The organism is Rhodococcus sp. DT1, assembly GCF_049844875.1.
GTDB lineage: Bacteria > Actinomycetota > Actinomycetes > Mycobacteriales > Mycobacteriaceae > Rhodococcus.
Genome location: NZ_JBNCLW010000001.1, coordinates 434,505 through 451,424, shown reverse-complemented (window position 1 = coordinate 451,424; position 16,920 = coordinate 434,505). Strand labels below are relative to the sequence as shown.

At 67.5% G+C, this 16,920-nt stretch carries 17 protein-coding genes and 3 tRNA genes; 6 read left to right on the top strand and 14 right to left on the bottom strand.

From position 1 onward, the window contains the following. Nucleotide 1: 1 nt before the first annotated feature. The 5 genes from ruvA to ACLQ3J_RS02075 all read right to left on the bottom strand — a co-directional run bounded on the left by ruvA (nucleotide 2) and on the right by ACLQ3J_RS02075 (nucleotide 3,564). The gene (ruvA, locus tag ACLQ3J_RS02095; protein ID WP_296549499.1) at nucleotides 2–601 is read right to left on the bottom strand and encodes a Holliday junction branch migration protein RuvA; all 600 of its coding nucleotides are present in this window, start codon (nucleotides 599–601) and stop codon (nucleotides 2–4) included. After that, nucleotides 598–1,176, bottom strand: coding sequence for a crossover junction endodeoxyribonuclease RuvC (gene ruvC, locus ACLQ3J_RS02090; protein ID WP_169621744.1), 579 nt, complete (start codon nucleotides 1,174–1,176; stop codon nucleotides 598–600). Before ruvC ends, ruvA begins: the two co-directional genes overlap by 4 nt. Before the next feature lie 103 nt (nucleotides 1,177–1,279). Further along, a complete protein-coding gene (locus ACLQ3J_RS02085; RefSeq protein WP_169621743.1) occupies nucleotides 1,280–2,032 on the bottom strand; it encodes a YebC/PmpR family DNA-binding transcriptional regulator in 753 nt (250 codons plus the stop codon). A 74-nt stretch (nucleotides 2,033–2,106) separates the two neighbouring features. After that, on the bottom strand, nucleotides 2,107–2,715 hold the full coding sequence (gene pdxT, locus ACLQ3J_RS02080; protein ID WP_425902026.1) for a pyridoxal 5'-phosphate synthase glutaminase subunit PdxT: 609 nt from the start codon (nucleotides 2,713–2,715) through the stop codon (nucleotides 2,107–2,109). A 30-nt stretch (nucleotides 2,716–2,745) separates the two neighbouring features. Further along, entirely contained in the window at nucleotides 2,746–3,564 is an 819-nt protein-coding gene (locus ACLQ3J_RS02075) for an acyl-CoA thioesterase (protein ID WP_169621741.1), read from the bottom strand. 143 nt (nucleotides 3,565–3,707) lie between these two features. Here ACLQ3J_RS02075 and ACLQ3J_RS02070 point away from each other — a divergent pair, with 143 nt between their 5' ends. From ACLQ3J_RS02070 to ACLQ3J_RS02060, 3 genes are all read left to right on the top strand, one after another. Next, nucleotides 3,708–4,529, top strand: a complete 822-nt coding sequence (locus tag ACLQ3J_RS02070; protein WP_425902024.1) for an alpha/beta fold hydrolase — start codon at nucleotides 3,708–3,710, stop codon at nucleotides 4,527–4,529. Beyond that, nucleotides 4,526–5,821 (top strand): SpoIIE family protein phosphatase, encoded by a 1,296-nt coding sequence (locus ACLQ3J_RS02065; RefSeq protein ID WP_425902022.1) that lies wholly within the window; start codon nucleotides 4,526–4,528, stop codon nucleotides 5,819–5,821. The genes ACLQ3J_RS02070 and ACLQ3J_RS02065 overlap by 4 nt, the downstream gene beginning before the upstream one ends. A 63-nt stretch (nucleotides 5,822–5,884) precedes the next feature. Next, entirely contained in the window at nucleotides 5,885–6,085 is a 201-nt protein-coding gene (locus ACLQ3J_RS02060; protein ID WP_296549502.1) for a hypothetical protein, read from the top strand. A gap of 69 nt (nucleotides 6,086–6,154) precedes the next feature. Here ACLQ3J_RS02060 and pdxS read toward each other — a convergent pair whose 3' ends face one another. The 8 genes from pdxS to ACLQ3J_RS02020 form a co-directional block, all read right to left on the bottom strand. Next, nucleotides 6,155–7,057, bottom strand: a complete 903-nt coding sequence (gene pdxS, locus ACLQ3J_RS02055; RefSeq protein WP_169621737.1) for a pyridoxal 5'-phosphate synthase lyase subunit PdxS — start codon at nucleotides 7,055–7,057, stop codon at nucleotides 6,155–6,157. 140 nt (nucleotides 7,058–7,197) lie between these two features. Continuing rightward, nucleotides 7,198–8,289: an NUDIX hydrolase gene (locus ACLQ3J_RS02050; protein ID WP_425902020.1), complete on the bottom strand. Its 1,092-nt coding sequence runs from the start codon at nucleotides 8,287–8,289 to the stop codon at nucleotides 7,198–7,200. Next, nucleotides 8,286–9,413 carry a glycosyltransferase family 4 protein gene (locus ACLQ3J_RS02045; protein ID WP_425902018.1) on the bottom strand — a complete coding sequence of 376 codons (1,128 nt, stop codon included), beginning with the start codon at nucleotides 9,411–9,413 and terminating at the stop codon, nucleotides 8,286–8,288. Before ACLQ3J_RS02045 ends, ACLQ3J_RS02050 begins: the two co-directional genes overlap by 4 nt. After that, nucleotides 9,414–10,316 (bottom strand): phosphatidylinositol mannoside acyltransferase, encoded by a 903-nt coding sequence (locus tag ACLQ3J_RS02040; RefSeq protein ID WP_425902017.1) that lies wholly within the window; start codon nucleotides 10,314–10,316, stop codon nucleotides 9,414–9,416. Continuing rightward, on the bottom strand, nucleotides 10,313–10,981 hold the full coding sequence (gene pgsA / locus ACLQ3J_RS02035) for a phosphatidylinositol phosphate synthase (protein WP_378527838.1): 669 nt from the start codon (nucleotides 10,979–10,981) through the stop codon (nucleotides 10,313–10,315). The genes ACLQ3J_RS02040 and pgsA overlap by 4 nt, the downstream gene beginning before the upstream one ends. A gap of 121 nt (nucleotides 10,982–11,102) precedes the next feature. Continuing rightward, on the bottom strand, nucleotides 11,103–11,591 hold the full coding sequence (locus ACLQ3J_RS02030; RefSeq protein WP_169621965.1) for an HIT family protein: 489 nt from the start codon (nucleotides 11,589–11,591) through the stop codon (nucleotides 11,103–11,105). Nucleotides 11,592–11,725: 134 nt separating this feature from the next. After that, complete coding sequence (gene thrS, locus ACLQ3J_RS02025) at nucleotides 11,726–13,792, bottom strand: threonine--tRNA ligase (protein ID WP_296549507.1); 2,067 nt, start codon at nucleotides 13,790–13,792, stop codon at nucleotides 11,726–11,728. A 146-nt stretch (nucleotides 13,793–13,938) separates the two neighbouring features. Further along, nucleotides 13,939–14,337: a DUF742 domain-containing protein gene (locus ACLQ3J_RS02020; RefSeq protein ID WP_240952431.1), complete on the bottom strand. Its 399-nt coding sequence runs from the start codon at nucleotides 14,335–14,337 to the stop codon at nucleotides 13,939–13,941. A gap of 619 nt (nucleotides 14,338–14,956) precedes the next feature. Between ACLQ3J_RS02020 and ACLQ3J_RS02015 the strand changes: the two genes are divergently transcribed. Continuing rightward, nucleotides 14,957–15,952, top strand: coding sequence for an NADP-dependent oxidoreductase (locus tag ACLQ3J_RS02015; RefSeq protein WP_296549509.1), 996 nt, complete (start codon nucleotides 14,957–14,959; stop codon nucleotides 15,950–15,952). Nucleotides 15,953–16,100: 148 nt separating this feature from the next. On the opposite strand, the gene ACLQ3J_RS02010 is transcribed toward ACLQ3J_RS02015, so the two are convergent. After that, a tRNA-Val gene (locus ACLQ3J_RS02010) sits at nucleotides 16,101–16,172 on the bottom strand. Between the two features lie 577 nt (nucleotides 16,173–16,749). Between ACLQ3J_RS02010 and ACLQ3J_RS02005 the strand changes: the two genes are divergently transcribed. Together ACLQ3J_RS02005 and ACLQ3J_RS02000 are read left to right on the top strand one after the other, a co-directional pair. Continuing rightward, nucleotides 16,750–16,822, top strand: a tRNA-Gly gene (locus ACLQ3J_RS02005). Nucleotides 16,823–16,848: 26 nt separating this feature from the next. Continuing rightward, a tRNA-Cys gene (locus ACLQ3J_RS02000) sits at nucleotides 16,849–16,919 on the top strand. The last annotated feature ends 1 nt before the right edge of the window (nucleotide 16,920 follow it).

The following is a 16,920-nucleotide window of genomic DNA, read 5'->3' as shown; positions in this document are numbered from 1 at the left end:
GTCACCGGGACTTACCCAGCAACGACAGCGCCGCCCGCAGCGCGGTGGACGTGTCGGCGTCCGGGGCATCGGCCAGCACCGTGTCGGTGGACTGCTCCGCCTGTTTGAGCGGGAAACCGAGACCGACGAGCGCCTCGACGACCTGCTCGCGCACCGGCGATGCGGGCACGGCCGACAGTGGAGGCGCGCCGTTGCCGCCGAACGCGGCGACCTTGTCGCGCAGTTCCACGATCATCCGTTCGGCGCCACGCTTGCCGATTCCCGGAACCCGGGTGAGGGCGGCGGTGTTGCCGTCCGACAGCGCCGCCCGCAACGCGTCCGGTTCGAGGACGGCGAGCGTCGCCATCGCGAGCCGGGGTCCGACGCCGGAGACGGTCAACAGGAGCCCGAACAGATCGCGGGCATCGGGATCGGCGAACCCGAACAGGGTCATCGAGTCCTCGCGCACGATCATCGCCGTCATGAGCCGCGCGTGCTCGCCGCGTCGCATGGTCGCCAGGGTTGCCGGGGTCGCGTTGACGCGGTAGCCCAGCCCCGCCGATTCGATGACGACGTGGTCGAGTGCGATCTCGAGGACCTCGCCGCGGACGGAGGAGATCACCGTGTTCCTGCCTTCCGGGCTGCGGCCTGCTCCCGCAACCGTGCCTCGTAACGTCGTTTCTGTTCTGCCGCAGCGGCTTCCGCCGCGGCCATGCGGGCCATCATCGGCGCCCGCCAGCAATGGCAGATCGCCAGGGCGAGAGCATCGGCGGCGTCGGCGGGTTTCGGTGCCTGCGCCAGCCCGAGGATGCGGGTGACCATCGCGGTCACCTGCTTCTTGTCTGCTCCACCGTTGCCTGTGACCGCCGACTTCACCTGGCTGGGAGTGTGGAACATGACGGGTATGCCGCGTCGCGCGGCGGACAGTGCGACCACTCCCCCGGCCTGCGCCGTTCCCATCGCGGTACGGACGTTGTTCTGCGAGAAAACTCGTTCGACCGCGACGACCTCGGGCCGGTACCGGTCGAGCCAGGTCTCTGCCGCATCGGAGATCTGCAGCAGTCGTGTCGCAAGGTCGAGATCGGTGGGCGTCCGGACGACGTCGACGGCCACGGCGGTGACCTCCCGCCCCCGGCCGGCGTCCACGATCCCGAAGCCGCATCGCGTCAGCCCCGGGTCGACACCCATCACACGCACCCGTCATACCCCTTACGCACTACGAACAATTGTTCGATAGCCTATCGGAACGGGTCCGCCGCCCGCCGGTCCGACACGCGATCGGCCGGCGGACGCCGGGGGGTCAGTCTTCGAGTTCGGCGAGGACCTCGTCGGAGACATCGACGTTGGTGTACACGTTCTGCACGTCGTCGCAGTCTTCCAGCGCGTCGACGAGCTTGAAGACCTTGCGCGCGCCTTCCGCATCGACGGGGACCTCGACGGACGCCCGGAAATCGGGATCGGCCGAGTCGTAGTCGATACCCGCGTCCACCAGCGCGGTGCGTACCGCGATGAGATCGCCGGCTTCGGAGACCACCTCGAACTGGTCGCCCAGGTCGTTGATCTCCTCGGCGCCTGCTTCGAGCACGACCTCGAGGATCTCGTCCTCCGAGCGCTCGCCCTTGTCGAGCACGACGACGCCCTTGCGGGTGAACAGGTAGGCCACCGAACCGGGATCGGCCATGTTCCCGCCGTTGCGGGTCATGGCGGTGCGGACCTCGCCCGCTGCACGGTTGCGGTTGTCGGTCAGACACTCGATGAGCACCGCGACACCGTTGGGGCCGTAGCCCTCGTACATGATGGTCTGCCAGTCGGCGCCACCGGCTTCTTCGCCGCCGCCGCGCTTACGGGCCCGCTCGATGTTGTCGTTCGGGACCGAGCTCTTCTTCGCCTTCTGGATGGCGTCGAACAGCGTCGGGTTTCCGGCGGGGTCACCACCACCCGTCCGGGCTGCCACCTCGATGTTCTTGATGAGTTTCGCGAACATCTTCCCGCGCTTGGCGTCGATGACCGCCTTCTTGTGCTTGGTGGTGGCCCATTTGGAGTGGCCGCTCATTCGCTTGGAGCCCCTTCCGGCGAGGTACGTCGGATCACTACCGACTGTTCGGAGAGCCGATTCTACCTGCCGGATCACGCGTGTACGCGCACCGCATCGACGAAGAGCCGGTGCACTCGCAGATCACCGCCCACCTCGGGGTGGAACGAGGTCGCGAACACCGCGCCCTGCCTCACCGCGACGACGCGGCCCACAGCAGGTCCGGTGGGCACGGTGGCGAGGACTTCGACGTCCGGTCCTGTCCTCTCGACCCACGGGGCCCGGATGAACACCGCCCGGACCGGACCACCCTCGACGCCCCTCACATCGAGGTCCTCCTCGAACGAATCGACCTGCCGCCCGAACGCATTGCGGCGCACGGTGATGTCGAGCGCGTCGAGGTGCTCGGCGTCCGGTCGCGTGTCGAGAACCTCGGAGGCGAGCAGGATCATCCCGGCACACGAACCGTATGCGGGCATCCCCTCCCCGAGCCGGGATCGCACCGGGTCGAGCAGATCGAACACGCGCAGCAACCGGCTCATCGTGGTGGACTCCCCGCCCGGGATCACTATCCCGTCGACAGCGTCGAGTTCACCGGCGCGGCGAAGCGCGATCGTGCGGGCACCGGCGGCCTCGAGTGCTGCGCGATGCTCCCGCACGTCGCCTTGCAGTGCGAGCACCCCGATGGTCGGCGTCGTGGTCATGTATTCGTACCTTCTCCCGGGGGAAGCCACCTACGGCCGCGGCGTGCGGCTGAGGCCCTCCTGCACGACGGCAGCGACGAATTGTCCACGGCTGTCGAAGATTCTGCCCTGGGTCAGTGCGCGCCCGAATCCCGCGGCCGGAGAGGTCTGATCGTAGAGCAGCCAGTCGTCGGCGCGGAACGGGCGCATGAACCACATGGCGTGGTCGAGCGAGGCGCCCTGGATGTCCTCGTCGCGGTGGATGACCATCGACGAGCCCAGCAGCGTCATATCGCTCATGTAGGCGAGCGTGCACACGTGGAGAACCGGGTCGTCCGGCAGCGGCAGGCGCGACCGGAACCACAACTGCTGCTGGGAGGCCGAGCCGTCGCGTCGCACGATGCGATCCTGCGGTACGAACCGGAACTCCCATTCCGACCACTCCCGGTTCACCCACCGGTATTCGGGGTCGGGTGAGTCCATGGCGTCGGTCAGCTCGTCAGGCATCGGCACCGCGGGCATCACGTCCTGATGCTCGATGCCGTGGTCCTCGATGTGGAACGACGCCGACATCGTGAAGATCGCCTTGCCGTCCTGTACGGCCGTGACCCGCCGGGTGGCGAACGAGCGTCCGTCCCGCATCCGTTCGACCTGGTACACGATGCTTTTGTCCGGATTCCCCGGACGCAGGAAGTAGCCGTGCAGCGAGTGCACACCGAAGTCCGGATCGACGGTGCGCACCGCGGACACGAGGGACTGCCCGGCCACCTGACCGCCGAATGTCCGCTGCAGCAACGTCTCGGTCGCGATACCTCGGAAGATGTCGTTCTCGATCCGTTCCAGCGCCAGGATGTCTTCGATCTTCGCCATAGGGGCCCCTTCTCTGCTCCGTACCCGTTGAAGGCTAGCGGCAGGCCGGAACGGACACGCAGTTGCTCCTCCGCAGGTCGACGAGCACGCAGTCTCCGCAAGGGCCCGATTTGTGGCACTCTCTCACGCAAGGGAGGGTGGACATGGGGAACCACGTGCGGACACCGAGCAGGAACCACGTCACCGTAACCGGACGCCGAGGCGCCCCGGTGATCGTGCTGGCACACGGTTTCGGCTGTGATCAGAGTCTGTGGCGTCTCGTGGTTCCCACCCTGGAACAGGACTTCACCGTGGTGCGGTTCGACCATGTCGGAGCCGGCCGCTCGGACCTGTCCGCATGGAGCGCGTCGCGGTACTCGACTCTCGACAGCTACGCCGAGGACGTGCTCGAGGTGTGCCGCGATCTGGGGCTGGGACCCGTTGTCTTCGTAGGTCATTCGGTGAGCGCGATGATGGGGGTTCTCGCCGCGGCACAGGACCCCGACGCGTTCAGCGGCCTGGTTCTCCTCGTGCCGTCGCCGTGCTTCATCGACGACCCGGCCACCGGATACCGGGGCGGGTTCAGCGCCGAGGACATCGACGAGCTTCTCGAGGCACTGGAAGCGAACTATCTGGGCTGGTCGGGTGCGATGGCGCCGGTCATCATGGGGAACCCGGAGCGTCCGGTACTCGGCGACGAACTGACCGATCTGTTCTGCCGCACCGACCCCGACATCGCCCGTGTCTTCGCGCGCGTGACCTTCCTGTCGGACAACCGCGACGATCTTGCGGCGGTTTCGGTGCCCACGCTCGTCGCGCAATGCTCGCGCGACGCGATCGCACCGCCGGAAGTGGGCGCTTTCGTCCATGCGGCCATCCCCGGCAGCGATCTCGTGACGCTGGATGCGACAGGCCACTGCCCACAGCTCAGTGCGCCGGACGAAACGGCCGCCGCCATCGCCGAGTTCGTGTCACGGATCGGATGACGACCCCGCCCCATCCCGAGGACCGGCCCGCGCGACGCGACCTGCCGGGCGCGCACCCGGACGACGAACCGGGGAGCGCAGCCCTCGGGCAAAGCCTCCAGGAAAGCGCGGAAAGCCTGTACGAGAATGCTCCCTGCGGCTACATGACGACCCTCCCCGACGGACGCATCGTGAAGATCAACACGACGCTCCTGGCGTGGCTCGGCTATCCGCGCGAGGACCTCGTGGGCCGGCGATACTTCTCCGATCTGCTGTCCGTGGGTGGACGCATCTACCACGAGACCCATTTCGCGCCACTTCTCCTGCTTCACGGCGAAATCGGCGGAATCGCATTGGAATTGACGGCGGCGAACGGGTCGCGGCTTCCGGTTCTGGTGACCTCGAACCTCGAGAGGGACGCAGCGGGACGGCCCGTCCTCGTCCGGACCACGCTGTTCGACGCGAGGGAACGACGCGCCTACGAGATCGAACTGCTCCGTGCGCGGCGCGAGGCCGAGAAGGAACGCGAACGACTTCAGCGCATCACCGCGGTCCTGCAGACCACCCTCCTGCCGCCGGCCCTGCCCCAGGTACCCGGACTCGACGTCGCCGCCCACTATCACATCGCGTCCCCGGACGAGGTCGGCGGAGATTTCTACGATCTGTTCCCGCTCGGCACCGATTCGTGGGGTCTGTATCTCGGTGACGTGTGCGGTAAGGGTGCCCGCGCGGCGGTGGCGACGTCGATGGTCCGGTACACGCTGCGCGCCGCGGCGGTGCACGAGTCCGACCCGGTCGCGGTACTCGGCGTACTCAACACCGCGTTCCTCGAAGAACGGGCGCGTGAATCCCGCGACGGTGAGCCCCGGGCGCCGTTCTGCACGATCGTGTTCGGCACCATCACCCCCGGCACCCGCGCGGGGAGCTTCGTGATCTCCCTTGCCACCGGCGGCCACCCACCGGCCGTGCTGATGCGAGCGGACGGCACGGCCGACTATCTGCCCATGGTGGGAGGGCACCCGGTCGGGCTGCTCGCCGATCCGCGTTTCGTCACCGCGCAGGTCCGGCTCGATCCCGGCGACACGCTGCTCCTCTACACCGACGGGGTGACCGAGGCGCGTATCGCGGACACCGTTCAGGACCGGTACGGCGAGGAGTCGCTGATCGATTTCGCCAGGGCAACGACGCCCGCGACCGCTACGGACGCCGTCGCCGCGGTGCGGCAACTGCTCGGGGCTCTCGGGTCCGGCGTCCAGGACGACGTCGCGGTCACCGCGATCCACGCACCTCGACGGCTGCCGTCGACCGGCTGACAATGTGGGCCGGTTCGACCGGTTCCGCTGCCAACATGCTCGCCGAGCGAGCAGAATGCACCCATGGCCGACACGGGGCACCATCGCCGGGAAGACCCTCAGCGCACGCCGCTCTACGGCGTGCTGATGATCATCGCGGCACTTGCGGCCGCGATCGCGGTGAGTTTCTACGGGCCGGTGTGGCTCCGGATCGTCGTCTACATTCTCGCTGTCGTCGTCATCGCCATAGGGTTCGTGTTCACCCTGCGCGATTACTCCGGATAGTCCGACCGCACGCCGCGCACCCGGAAACCACCGGGTGCGCCCCTCTGTGTCGTCACAGATCGACCACGCTCACCAGCCGCGCTCTGCCAGGCGGTGGGGTTCCGGGATCTCGTCGACGTTGATTCCGACCATGGCCTCACCGAGGCCCCGGGACACCTTCGCCAGGACATCGGGGTCGTCGTGGAACGTGGTGGCCTTGACGATCGCGGCCGCACGCTGCGCCGGATTTCCGGACTTGAAGATGCCGGAACCGACGAAGACACCTTCGGCCCCGAGTTGCATCATCATGGCCGCATCGGCGGGGGTCGCGATGCCACCGGCGGTGAACAAGGTGACCGGCAGCTTGCCGGCCTTCGCAACCTCCACGACGAGGTCGTAGGGTGCCTGAAGTTCTTTTGCCGCTACGAAGAGTTCGTCTTCGGGAAGCGAACCCAGTCGCCGGATGTCCTGGCGGATCCGTCGCATGTGGGTGGTCGCGTTGGACACGTCACCGGTGCCGGCCTCGCCCTTCGACCGGATCATGGCAGCGCCCTCGTTGATCCGTCGCAGCGCCTCACCGAGGTTGGTGGCCCCACACACGAACGGCACGGTGAACGCGAACTTGTCGATGTGGTGCTCGTAGTCGGCCGGGGTGAGCACCTCGGACTCGTCGATGTAGTCGACGCCGAGGGACTGCAGGATCTGCGCCTCCACGAAATGACCGATCCGCGCCTTCGCCATCACCGGGATGGAGACGGCGTCGATGATGCCGTCGATCATGTCGGGGTCGCTCATGCGGGAGACACCCCCCTGCGCCCGGATGTCGGCAGGCACCCGCTCGAGAGCCATGACTGCGACGGCGCCGGCGTCCTCGGCGATCTTGGCCTGATCGGGTGTGACCACGTCCATGATCACCCCGCCCTTGAGCATCTCGGCCATGCCGCGCTTGACGCGGGCGGTGCCGGTGACGGACGTGGATTGTGGGGTGCTCACAGCGGGACTCCTGGAAGAGGTCGACACGGAAAACGCCGCAGCACGAACCGGCCTGCGCGATACGGCGAGTCTATGGACGCGCACCGGCACCGCCCATAGCCAGTCACGGTGGGCTGGCCTTGCCGTGTCTGCCTGCCGCGTCAGCGAATTGCGCGGACCTCGGGTTCGCGATGCCGGGCCGCGACCGCACGTGCCTCGTCGAGCAACTGCGGCAGATCCTGCGGATAGACGGACTCCCCCGCCCCGACCAGCTCCCGGACCCCGGCCGGATCGAACCAGCGGTGCTCGAGGCTCATCCGGCGTTCGAGGTCGGTGAATCCGTCCGCTCCGGGTTCGAACGCGGGTACCTGCACGGCGAAGAACAGTTCCTCGGAGTGCAGTACCTCACCGTTGAACGGGAAGACCGCCACGCGCCGCCACATGGGCCCGAACACCTGATCCGGATCGACGTGAAGTCCCGTTTCCTCGGCGATCTCCCGGATCGCCGCATCCAGCAGGCTCTCCCCCGGTTCGACGGCGCCACCCACCGTGAACCAGAAATGGGCCTCGGGGGTCGTGGGGTCGTGCCCGCGCAGGAGCAGCACCCGCCCTTCGTCGTCGAGCAGCACCACGCGCGCCGACGTGCGCGCGCGGTCGGGTACCGGCGCAGGCGAACTCGGGGTTGGGGAACTCGGGGTGGACGGACTCGGTGTCGGACGCACTGCCACAGCCTGAGCGGACACCGGGACGGATGTCCCCGCCCGCTCGGCGATTTCGAAGTAGGTCGGCAGAGGGGCGGTGCCGCCGAGATGCAGCCACTGCACGGTGCGCCGGGTTCGCAGCGCCAGCGTGTCGCGCACCGCGTCGTTGTGGAAACGACGAGCGATGAGCACGCGCGCTTCGGCGTCGGCGAGTTCGGCCACCAGCGGCGAACGCAGCCGATCGGTGTCGATCTTGGCGAGCGCCGCGGACAACTCGTTCTCCGCGGCTTCGCGGTGGCCTCGGTCGGCGCGTTCGGCGACGTCGGCGAGATGTGCCAGGCTCCGGCCCTCCGACGCGGAGATGGACGCGGCGATGCTTCTCGCGACCACGGCACGTCGTGCGAGTGCGGCGTCGAGCGCAAGCCACGACAGATCCGAGCGCACATGGAGCCGGTCGAGTCGGTTCGCGACGGAGTACGCCCAGAACCCCACGGTCACAACAAGTGCCGCGACGAGCGCGAGGACAAGGATTGTCAGTGCACTGAGTGTCACGAGCGCACCTCGCGAACGCGACCGGCGCCGACGGTGACCGTCTCGTACACCCGGAGGATCTGCTCGGCGACGACCGGCCAGTCGTAGCAGCCGACGATCTCCGTGCCCGCCTCCACCAGCGCATCACGGCGCGTGTCGTCGTCGAGCACTTCGAGGATCCCCAGGGCGAGTGCGTGCGAGTCGCCCACGGGGACGAGGACACCGGCACGGCCGTCGCGCAGAACACGACGGAACGCGTCGAGTTCGGACGCCACCACGGCGGTCCCCGCAGCGAGCGCCTCCACGAGGACGATGCCGAAACTCTCACCACCGAGGTTCGGAGCGCAGTACACGTCCGCCCCTCGCATCGCGGCGGCCTTCATATCGTCGTCGACCTGCCCGAGCAGTCGCAGGTGGCCGGCGTGTGGTCCCGCATCCTTGCGAAGTTTGTCCTCGTCACCGCGACCGACGACCAGGATTTCGATGTCGGGATAGCGCGCGACGATCGTGGGCAACGCTCCGAGCAGGACTTCCATGCCCTTGCGGGGTTCGTCGTACCTTCCGAGGAACAGCACCGTGCGACCCGCCCGCGGGTAACCCGGTAGCGGCGGGGTGTGCTGGAAGAACGGGACGTCGACGCCGTTGGGAATCTCCACCGCGTCCGCGCCGAGGGAGTTGACCTGCCACCGGCGAGCGAGTTCGGACACGGCGATGCGGCCGGTGATCTTCTCCAGGTACGGCTGCAGGACACCGTGGAACGTGCTCAGCACCAGCGACTTGGTGGTGGAGGTGTGGAACGTGGCGACGATGGGACCTTCCGCGATCTTGAGCGCCAGCATCGACAGGCTCGGTGCGTTGGGCTCGTGGATGTGCAGGACGTCGAAGTCGTTGTCGTTGATCCAGCGCCGCACCCGCGTGTAGGAGACGGGTCCGAAGCTGAGCCGTGCCACCGACCCGTTGTACGGAATTCCCACTGCGCGGCCGGCGGAGGTCACGAAGTCGGGCAGCACGGTGTCCTCCGAGGCCGGCGCGAGGACGCTCACGTCGTGGCCCCGCGCGATGAGCACCTCGGCAAGGTCCGCGACGTGCGCCTGGACTCCGCCGGGCACGTCGAACGAATACGGGCAGACCATTCCGATCTTCACTTACGCCTCCATTCGGGCGCGGCGAGCCTCGGACAAGTCGTCGAGCCACAACGGCTGCAGCATGTGCCAGTCTGCCGGGTGAGCGGCGATGTCGGCGGCGAACCGGTCGGCGAGAGCCTGCGTCGCCGTCTCGACGCCTCCGGTCACGTCGATCTCGGGATGCACGCGAAATCCCCACCCGTCCTCGGTGAACCAGCAATGGACCGGGAGCAGCGCCGCCCCCGTCTCGAGGGCAAGCTTCGCAGGTCCGGCGGGCATACGTGTGGGCTCGCCGAAGAAGGTGACCGGGACGCCCTTTCGGGCGAGGTCACGCTCGCCGAGCAGGCAGACCACCTTGTTCTCCCGCAACCTTTCGGCGAGTTCGACGAACGGCGGGGTCTCCCCACCGGTGAGAGGAAAGATTTCGAATCCCAGCCCTTCGCGGTATTCGACGAATCGCTTGTACAGCGCTTCCGGACGCAACCGCTCGGCGACCGTCGCCAAGCCTCCCGTGTGCCGCACACACCACACCCCGGCGAGATCCCAGTTACCGCTGTGCGGCAGAGCCAGGATCGCACCGCGTCCCGCCGCGAGTGCCGCGTCGAGATGTTCGCGCCCTTCGATGGCGTCGTCGATCGACACCGCCGTCTCGTCCAGATCCATGGACGGCAACCGGAACGCTTCACGCCAGTAGCGGGCATAGGACCGCAACGATGCCCGGACGAGTTCGTCGGGAACCTGGTCCGGCGCCGTGCCCAGCACCCGGGCCAGATTGCGACGCAACTGCTGCGGTCCCCCGCCCCGGCGCGCGGCGTAGTCCGCACCGGTGTCGAACAGACGACGGGCGAGTCCTTCGGGAAGCGCACGCACCACGCGCCATCCCGCCGCGTACCCGAGGTCCGCGGCGCGATCGGCGGGCCTCACCGGTCGCCCTCGTTCTCGTCGTTCGTGTCCGCGGGGGTACCCGTGGCGATCGGGAGCAACTCCCGCGCGCTGGGCGAGTTCCGCACGGCGAGAACCCGCTGGAACACCGTGATCACCGAACCGGCGGCAAGCAGCCACATGGCGATGTGGATTGCCCAGTCGAGACCGAGACCGGTGAAGCCGGCGCCGACGAGGACGATGACCAGGCGGTCGGGACGTTCGATCAGGCCGCCGTCCGCCGAGAGCCCGCTGGCCTCGGCCCTGGCCTTGGCGTAGGAGATGACCTGCGAGCACACCAGGCAGATCAGGGTCGCGACGAGGAGCGGGCGGCTGTCCTCGTGGTACACCGCCCACCACGCCAGACCGGCGAAGATCGCACCGTCGGCAACCCGGTCACAGGTCGCGTCGAGGACCGCGCCGAACCGGGTGCCGCCGCCGCGCGCTCGCGCCATCGCCCCGTCGAGCATGTCGAACATGACGAATATCCAGATCGCCAGTGCTCCCCAGAACAACTCGCCGATGGGGAACAGCGTCACGGCGGCAACGATCGTCGCGACGGTGCCGATGACGGTCACGGCGTCCGGCGTCAGTCCGGTTCGGATCAACGCCTTGCCGAGCGGCGCGGTGGCCTTCGACACCGACGCGCGCCCGAAGAAGCTCAGCATTGTTCGACCCCCGTTTTCCGATTCGACCGTTGTGCCCGGGACACGATCCTGCCACGGCCGGGAAGCCCACGGTCGACGCTACCGCCGACGGGTGCAGGAACCTGCACTTGACGTGAGTTTCTCACTCGTCCCAGGCCGACGCCAGAAGTGCCCGGGTGTCGCGCAGCAGTTGCACCATCACCTTGGAGCCTCCGAGGACCGTGATGAAGTTGGCATCTCCGCCCCAGCGGGGCACCACGTGCAGGTGCAGGTGCTCGGACAGTGAGCCTCCCGCGGCCGCGCCGAGGTTGAGACCGACGTTGAAGCCGTGCGGCCGCGACACCTTCTTGATCACCTGGAGGGCGCGCTGGGCGAACGCCATGAGTTCGGCGCTCTCCTCGGCGGTGAGGTCCTCGAGATTCGCAACCCGCCGGTACGGCACGACCATGAGGTGGCCGGGGTTGTACGGATAGAGGTTGAGCACCGCATACACGAATTCACCGCGGGCGACGACGAGGCCCTCTTCGTCCGGCATCTTGGGGATGTCGGTGAACGGCTCGTACGGTTCGCTGCGCGCACCGGGCGACTCGGTGATGTACGACATGCGGTGCGGAGACCACAGTCGCTGCAGGTGGTCGCGGTCGCCTACGCCCCGGTCGACGAGCCCGTCGGCCGTGTCGGCCGGTTCCGGGGTTCGGCGGGGGTCACCTGCCGGTGCAGCGGCAGGGTCGGTGTACGCACCCGACTCGTCGACGGGGCCGCCGGTCACGGCTGCCCGCCCGCCCCGGCCGGCTGTACCAGTTCGGCGGTGGGCGATGCGTTCTCGCGGCGGCGCACCCAGTCGACGACGATCCGCACTGCTTCGTCGACGGGCACCCCGTTGATCTGCGTGCCGTCGCGGAACCGGAAGCTCACCGCGCCGGCCGCGACGTCGCGTTCGCCGGCGAGCAGCATGAACGGCACCTTCTGGGTGGTGTGGGTGCGGATCTTCTTCTGCATCCGGTCGTCCGAGATGTCGACCTCGGCACGGATGCCCTCGGCCTTCAGAGCGGCGACGACGTCGAAGAGGTGGTCCTCGAAGTCGGCGGCGACGGGGATACCGACGACCTGTACCGGGGAGAGCCACGCCGGGAACGCCCCGGCGTAGTGCTCGGTGAGCACACCGAAGAACCGCTCGATCGAGCCGAACAGCGCGCGGTGGATCATCACGGGACGGTGCTTGGCGCCGTCCGATCCGGTGTACTCCAGTTCGAACCGCTCCGGCAGGTTGAAGTCGAGCTGAATGGTGGACATCTGCCAGTTGCGTCCGAGCGCATCGGTGACCTGCACCGAGATCTTCGGGCCGTAGAACGCAGCGCCACCGGGATCGGGGACGAGGTGCAGACCCGAGGCTTCGGCGACCTCGCGCAGCGTGTCGGTGGCGGTCTCCCACAGTTCGTCGCTGCCGACGAACTTCTTCGGGTTCTTGGTCGACAACTCGAGGTAGTAGTCGTCGAGTCCGTAGTCCCGAAGCAGCTCCAGGATGAAGTTCAGCACCGAGGTGAGCTCGTCGCGCATCTGCTCGGGCGTGCAGAAGATGTGCGCGTCGTCCTGCGTCATTCCGCGCACGCGGGTCAGTCCGTGGATGACGCCCGACTTCTCGTACCGGTACACGGAGCCGAACTCGAACATCCGCAGCGGAAGCTCACGGTACGACCGGCCGCGGGAACGGAAGATCAGGTCGTGCATGGGGCAGTTCATCGGCTTGAGGTAGTAGTCCTGGCCGGGCTTGCGGACCGTGCCGTCGTCGTTGAGTTCCTCGTCGATGTGCATGGCCGGGAACATGCCGTCGCGATACCAGTCGAGGTGGCCGGAGATCTCGTAGAGATGTCCCTTGGTGATGTGCGGCGTGTTGACGAAGTCGTACCCGGCGGCGACGTGCCGCTCGCGGGAGTAGTTCTCCATCTCCTGCCGGATGATGCCGCCCTTGGGGTGGAAAACGGGCAGACCCGAGCCGAGTTCGTCCGGGAACGAGAACAGGTCGAGTTCGGCACCGAGCTTGCGGTGGTCGCGGCGTTCGGCCTCGGCGAGCAGTTCGAGGTGGCGGTCGAGGGCTTCCGTGGATTCCCACGCGGTGCCGTAGATGCGCTGCAGATCGGCGTTGTCCTGGTCACCGCGCCAGTACGCGGCAGAGCTGCGCGTGAGCTTGAATGCCGGAATGTATTTGGTGGTCGGCAGGTGCGGACCGCGGCAGAGGTCCTTCCAGACGAGTTCACCGGTACGCGGGTTGAGGTTGTCGTAGATGGTCAGCTCGTTACCGCCGACCTCCATGATCTCGGGATCGTCGATACCGGACTTGTCGTCGATGAGCTCGAGCTTGAACGGCTCGTCCGCGAGTTCCGCACGCGCGTCGGCGATATCCGCGACGACCCGGCGCGAGAAGCGCTGCGCGTCCTTGACGATCTTCTTCATGCGCTTCTCGAGCTTGGCGAGATCTTCGGGCGTGAAGGGCCGGTCGACCTTGAAGTCGTAGTAGAAGCCGTCCTTGATCGGCGGGCCGATGCCGAGCTTCGCCTCGGGGAACTCCTGCTGCACTGCCTGTGCGAGCACGTGAGCTGCGGAGTGCCGGATGACGCTGCGTCCGTCCTCGGTGTCGGCACCGACGGCCTCGACCTCGACATCCTGATCCGGCACCCATGCGAGGTCTCGTAGCGCACCGTCGGCGTCCCGGACGACGACGATCGTGTCCGGTCCTTTGAGCGGCAGTCCCGCCTCACGTACGGCCGCGCCCGCACTGGTTCCAGCCGGCACCCGGACGAGCGTGGCTGATTTCGCGGATGCGGGCGTGGTCACTGTGGTGAACTCCTCGGCTCGATGCCTGATAAAAGGGCGTCGCCTGCGCGTAGACGTGCGCGATGGCAACCCCTACATGCTATCGACATTCACTCTGCCGACGAACACAGGGCGTCACCGGCCGCGGACGCCCCGAGCGGCGAACGTCAGATCCCGTGCAGGCCGACGAGTACGCGTTCGAGCAGATCGACACCCGGGCCCACCTGATCGACCGTGCGATGCACCGTGAGTTCTCCTGTGGCGGCGAGATCGCCCACCAGAACTCGGGCGACCCCCAAGGGAATGCCCGCCAGCGCCGCGACCTCCATGATCGAGCGTGGCTGCACGCACAGGGCCAGCACGGTCCGGTGTTCCTCGAGCGCGAATCCCCGTTCGATTCCCTGCGCGGAGGGCACCGCGGACACGAGTGCTTCGAGCGGTAGCTCTACCTCCGCACGGGTGCGCCCCCCGATTCGCACGAACGGCCGCACGAACGACGACGTCTCTGGCTGGTCCATGTCCTCGTTTCCCACATCGATCTCGGATCCCCTGTCGGTGCCGGACATCGCTGCCCGCCTTTCAGGGGTACCGCCCACCACCCGGGTTTGCCCGGAAACACTGCCTTGATCCACTTCGCCCGACGGCCGGCCGCGCTGCGCAAGCTCTGCACCCGCGCTGTTTCGGCGCTGCCGGGATCTTGCCGAACCGAACCTGGCGCCGGTTGCCCCGACAACCGGCCACTCGCTGTCCGCAACACTCATCTAGGGCGCACCCCCTCCTGGGACGAGGTCAATCCTGCCATCAATCGCTCGCGCGGACACCGATGGCCACGAAAGTGGGACGCTGCCGACCCGGGCACCCTCCAGCACCATCGGTCGCACAGTGCCCAACTGTTACATGACACAACCGAAAAATGGGCACCCTCCGGTGGGTGCCCTTCATCACTCTTCCCGGGAGACAGCCCTGAGGGCGATCCCCATGCGCGCCGGCGTCTGCAACGCCGCGTCACCGCGTCCTCCCCGGACCTGCGGGAAACCCATCAACCCCCCGTGTCGCCTGGTTACGGTGTCGGGAGGGCGAGGCCCGATTCCGGCGTGCGCCCGTTCGCGCCCTGCCGTCAGCAACCCCGCACGCGGCGTCCTGCACGACTCACACACCGGCAGCGTCCGGCAAGGAGGACAGACCATGCGAGCGTTCGTATTCGACAGGTACAAGCAACCCCTCCACGAAGCGGACGTCCCCGAACCCGCCGTGGGCACTCGGGACGTCCTGGTCAGCGTGAGTGCGGCGGGCGTGAACCAGCTGGACGACAAGATCCGCGACGGCGAGTTCAAGCCGATCCTGCACTACAAGCCCCCGCTCACGCTCGGCCACGATGTGGCCGGGACGGTGGTCAGCGTGGGCGCACACGTGCGGGGGTTCGAAGCCGGGGACAAGGTTTACTCACGCCCGCGCGACTACCGCATCGGCACGTTCGCCGAGCGCATCGCGATCGATCAGGCTGATCTCGCCGTCGCTCCCGCATCGATCGGTCCCGTGGAGGCGGCGTCGCTGCCCTTGGTGGCATTGACGGCGTGGCAAGCGCTCGTGGAGAAGGGACGAGTGACGGGCGGGCAGAAAGTCCTCGTCCACGCCGGTGCCGGCGGCGTCGGGAGTATCGCGATCCAGCTCGCCAAGCACCTCGGGGCGCAGGTGGCGACCACGGTATCCGGTCGGAATGCGGACTTCGTTCGCGAACTCGGTGCGGACGTGGTCATCGACTACCACACCCAGGACTTCGGCAAAGAGCTCTCCGGGTACGACTTCGTCCTGGACTCCCTCGGCGGCGAACACCTGCTCGAGTCCCTCCGGGTGCTCAGGCCCGGCGGGAAGGCCGTGGGAATCTACGGAGTCCCCGATCCGGCCTTCGCGAAAGAGATCGGCGCGAACCCCATCGTGCGCCTGGTCATCGCCGCTCGCAGCCGCACGACCCGCTCCCTTGCCAGGAAGCTCGGCGTGACCTACGAGTTCTTGTTCATGCACGCGTCCGGGGAGCAACTGCGTCTCATTGCCGATCTCGTCGACGCCGGTTCCATCCGCCCCGTCGTCGGCGCCACCTTCGCGTTCGACCAGACGCCCGAAGCCCTCGCGTCTCTCGGCAAGAGCAGCATTCGAGGGAAGTCGGTCATCACGGTGCCCTGACCTGGCGAGCCGACGATGCGAAGGACTCGTCCGCACCGGCTGGCGAGGGGGAATCAGAAGATCCTGCACGCGGATATACCGGCCTATGAGGATGCGGCGAGGAGTAATGAGGATCGTCGCTGACACGGGGTGCCCATGCGACATTGGGTGGTCCCGGCTGGGATCGAACCAGCGACCTTCCCGGTGTGAACGGGACGCTCTTCCACTGAGCCACGGGACCGGGCCGCATCGCTGCGGCTCGAACGGAAAGGAACATTAACACTCTCTCGCTCCGAACACGAATCCGCAGGTCACCGCGGTTCGACCACACTCGGGACGCTACTCCGCACGCACAAACACCGCACTGCAAAGACCGAACACCGCGCTGCAAGAAGAGGGACTTCGCGTCCGATGTCGTGAATGGACGCGAAGGGGCTCGCGGGGCCCTGGACCGCACTGCCGGTAGAGGACGCGCGATGCCGCGCAGGGGACGTGTAGGGGAAAGGCCTGTACGGGTCGGATCGCGGCAGGCCGGAGCGGGCCCGGCAGCGACGGCCCCGCCACACTCCCTTCCCCTCCTCCCGTCGGCTGTTTCCCACCGGGTTCCTCACAGAGCCTGCACCCCACCACGCAACCGGCCCGGACGATGGTCGTCGACCACCACGACCGATTCGGCATGCCGGCACAGACACCACAGGGAACCCTGCAGCCCCTCGAACCGCATTTCGCGCCACGACCTGCTGATTTGTGTGTTTCGACGGTGGTCGGCTAGTGTTCTGAACCGCACCACGGAGAGCAAAACGCCGAACGGTGCGAATGCGGATGTAGCGCAGCTGGTAGCGCATCACCTTGCCAAGGTGAGGGTCGCGGGTTCGAATCCCGTCATCCGCTCGAGAGGTTGGACTCGACCTTTTAATGGTGGAGTGGCCGAGTGGTGAGGCAACGGCCTGCAAAGCCGTGCACACGGGTTCGATTCCCGTCTCCACCTC

What these genes read in the sequence shown, in the direction of transcription:
- ACLQ3J_RS02085 (WP_169621743.1), bottom strand. Translation starts at nt 2,032, where the DNA reads ATGAGCGGCCACTCCAAATGGGCCACCACCAAGCACAAGAAGGCGGTC.
- pdxT (WP_425902026.1), bottom strand. Translation starts at nt 2,715, where the DNA reads ATGACCACGACGCCGACCATCGGGGTGCTCGCACTGCAAGGCGACGTG.
- ACLQ3J_RS02020 (WP_240952431.1), bottom strand. Translation starts at nt 14,337, where the DNA reads ATGTCCGGCACCGACAGGGGATCCGAGATCGATGTGGGAAACGAGGAC.
- ACLQ3J_RS02065 (WP_425902022.1), top strand. Translation starts at nt 4,526, where the DNA reads ATGACGACCCCGCCCCATCCCGAGGACCGGCCCGCGCGACGCGACCTG.
- ACLQ3J_RS02075 (WP_169621741.1), bottom strand. Translation starts at nt 3,564, where the DNA reads ATGGCGAAGATCGAAGACATCCTGGCGCTGGAACGGATCGAGAACGAC.
- ACLQ3J_RS02015 (WP_296549509.1), top strand. Translation starts at nt 14,957, where the DNA reads ATGCGAGCGTTCGTATTCGACAGGTACAAGCAACCCCTCCACGAAGCG.
- ACLQ3J_RS02060 (WP_296549502.1), top strand. Translation starts at nt 5,885, where the DNA reads ATGGCCGACACGGGGCACCATCGCCGGGAAGACCCTCAGCGCACGCCG.
- pgsA (WP_378527838.1), bottom strand. Translation starts at nt 10,981, where the DNA reads ATGCTGAGCTTCTTCGGGCGCGCGTCGGTGTCGAAGGCCACCGCGCCG.
- ACLQ3J_RS02070 (WP_425902024.1), top strand. Translation starts at nt 3,708, where the DNA reads ATGGGGAACCACGTGCGGACACCGAGCAGGAACCACGTCACCGTAACC.